The 2,531-nt window shown below is 38.9% G+C and carries 4 protein-coding genes; 1 reads left to right on the forward strand and 3 read right to left on the reverse strand.

Going from position 1 to position 2,531, the window contains the following annotated elements; translation table 11 throughout:
• The 3 genes from V5N63_RS04720 to V5N63_RS04730 all read right to left on the reverse strand — a co-directional run.
• The coding region (locus tag V5N63_RS04720; protein WP_332033012.1) for a FeoB small GTPase domain-containing protein at positions 1 to 557 on the reverse strand (557 nt) is incomplete at its 3' end.
• A gap of 40 nt (positions 558 to 597) precedes the next feature.
• Positions 598 to 852, reverse strand: coding sequence for a FeoA family protein (locus V5N63_RS04725; RefSeq protein WP_265144111.1), 255 nt, complete (start codon positions 850 to 852; stop codon positions 598 to 600).
• Positions 853 to 988: 136 nt separating this feature from the next.
• Positions 989 to 1,885 (reverse strand): GLPGLI family protein, encoded by an 897-nt coding sequence (locus tag V5N63_RS04730; RefSeq protein ID WP_332033013.1) that lies wholly within the window; start codon positions 1,883 to 1,885, stop codon positions 989 to 991.
• 127 nt (positions 1,886 to 2,012) lie between these two features.
• Here V5N63_RS04730 and V5N63_RS04735 point away from each other — a divergent pair, with 127 nt between their 5' ends.
• Complete coding sequence (locus V5N63_RS04735) at positions 2,013 to 2,510, forward strand: DinB family protein (RefSeq protein WP_332033014.1); 498 nt, start codon at positions 2,013 to 2,015, stop codon at positions 2,508 to 2,510.
• Positions 2,511 to 2,531: the final 21 nt, after the last annotated feature.

Below are 2,531 nucleotides of genomic sequence, written 5' to 3' on the forward strand. Positions count from 1 at the left end.
CCTTTCTGCTCCAGCGGAATTTCGAAAGAAACAGTTTCAGATTTGGTAAAATTATTTTTGAAAATTGCTTCGCGCAGTTCGTCGATTCCCAGATTCTGTTTGGCATTGGTGCGCAAAACCTGCACATTCAGTTCTTTCGACAGTTCTTCGAGATTGATGTTGATTCCTCTCCGTTCTGCCTGGTCGATTTGGTTTACAACGAGCAGAACGGGAATTCCCAAATCCTGAATTTGCTGAAAAAGCAGTAAACCTCTTTTAATACTTAACGCTTCCAGAAGATAAACAACGCCCGAATAATTTTGCTGTTCCTCAACTAAAAATTTGGAAAAAATAGCCTCATCTTCAGAAGTTGGGTACACACTATATGAACCCGGCAAGTCGATTACCTCTACTTCTTCGCCTTTGTACTCGTAGTTTCCGGAATGGCTGGCTACGGTAACTCCGGCATAATTTCCTGTTTTCTGATTTTTGTTGCAGAGCAGGTTAAATACGGTTGATTTACCTACGTTGGGATTTCCTACGAGGAGGATCTGTTTATTGTTTAAGATTTTCTGCATTTCTACTTCGCCTTAATTTCCGGAGAAAATGATTTGAAATTTAAGTTAACGGCTGCACGACAATGAACCGCGCTTCTTCTTCACGGAGGGCAATTCTGCTTTTTTCATCACCAAATTCCACGTAAAGCGGCCCGCTGAACGGTGCCTGATAAAGGATTTTAAAAGCGGTATCCGGCAGAAGACCCATTTCGATAATTTTATTTGGCATCTGAAGGTCATCATTTTCATAACCTACAATTTTTCCGAATTTGTTTTTCGGGAAACAGCATAATTTGTCTGAACGATCTCTTTTCAACACTAAAAATTTATACCGCAAAGATAGGTTATTTAAATTAAATCTAAATAAGGTTTTGTGAGGAAAATCGCAAAAAAACCCTGAAACACAATTATGTTCCAGGGTTGACAAAAATATAATTTAGCGTATGAATGAACTATTTTTTCCCTTTCGCAGGTGGAGCAGGAATTTCTATCGGGTTATTGTTGGCACCATAGAAATCTTTCAGCATTTTTTCCTGCTGTTTCACCATATCTCCGATAGTAGTGTCGCTTCCGGGCATTTTCTGCGATAACATTTCAGGTTTCAGCAGCGGTCTGGTAGAAGCAAACGGATCTTTCTTAAAGTCATTAAAGGTTTTATCGAACTTTTCGCGGGATACTTCCTGAACTTTTCCACCGTTTCCGCCTGGAGAAATTGATTCCAGATAGGTAACTTCGTTAAAGTTTGCAACTTTTTTGTTCCCCTTAAGTTCCCAGGAATAATTTTGTCCTTCGTCTTCAATTTTTACGATAAGTCCCGGCAGACCATTAAATTTATACGGCCCGTCCTGAAGTGGAATATCTGAGCTGAACCACGCGTTCCATTTTCTTCCGCCAAATTCAGTAGTTGCCTTCTGCGCATTGTAACTCCCGATTTTTGCTTTCTCGCTCAGGATTTTCCAGTTAAATTTGGTGTCGTCATTATATCCGATATTCATCGGGGTAAAACCGCTGGAAATTCTTTCCACATACTGCACTTTCATGTCGGGATAAAATTTATATACTTTCTCTGAAAATTTCGGCATCGTCACCATCTTCGAAAGATCTTTGAAAACACCTGATTTTTGCATCGCATCTACCTGGATTTTAAGAACCGAATCCTGGGCAATCATGGTATAGTCGCGGTAGATTGATTTTTCTTTTGTAATGTCCAGAACCATCATTACTTTTTCCGTTCTTGCAGAATCTTTCTTTGGCTTGTAATTCAGTTCATAGAAGAATCTGTTCGCAGTTTCCTGCGCATTCATGGCAAAAAAGAAGGTCAATAAAAAAAGGCTTACTAATTTTTTCATATTTTTGATTTTAATGATTAGTGCATGCAAGGTTTCATTTGTTACAAAATTTTAAGAATAAATTATATTTTTTTGTGACTGGCATTCAACGATTTCGGCTTAATTTTATTTCACAAAACAAATTATTATGGAAACTTTGCCGAATCTTAAAACTGAATTTCTGCAGGAATATGAAACCACCAAAAAATTCATTGAAAACTTTCCCGAAGGTAAAAACGATTATGCGCCACACGAAAAAAGCATGAAAATGATGCCGCTCGCCACGCATATTGTGGAAATTATAGGCTGGCCGGAAATTATTTTGAATACCGAAAAACTTGATTTTGCTGCTGGGGATTACCAACCGTTAAAATTTACAACCGGGGAAGAACTGAATCAAAAACTTGAAGAATTTTACAACAAAAGCTACGCTGCATTGAACCAACTTTCTGAAGACGCCCTCAACGGAAAATGGGCAATGTACATGGGCGACCAGCTGTTGGCAGATTATACAAAATACAGCGCCATTCGCCATGCACTTAACCAGCTTACGCACCACAGAGCGCAATTGGGCGTATATTACCGATTGAATGAAATTCCTGTTCCGGGAAGTTACGGCCCAAGCGCCGACGAACAGAACTTTTAGTTTTAATGTTTAAATAAATGA

It is taken from the genome of Kaistella sp., assembly GCF_032060305.1.
In the GTDB taxonomy this organism is placed as follows: Bacteria; Bacteroidota; Bacteroidia; order Flavobacteriales; family Weeksellaceae; genus Kaistella; species Kaistella yananensis.

Bases quoted from the DNA above. Each gene is read 5' to 3' on its own strand.
- V5N63_RS04730 (WP_332033013.1), bottom strand. From the start codon at position 1,885: ATGAAAAAATTAGTAAGCCTTTTTTTATTGACCTTCTTTTTTGCCATG.
- V5N63_RS04735 (WP_332033014.1), top strand. From the start codon at position 2,013: ATGGAAACTTTGCCGAATCTTAAAACTGAATTTCTGCAGGAATATGAA.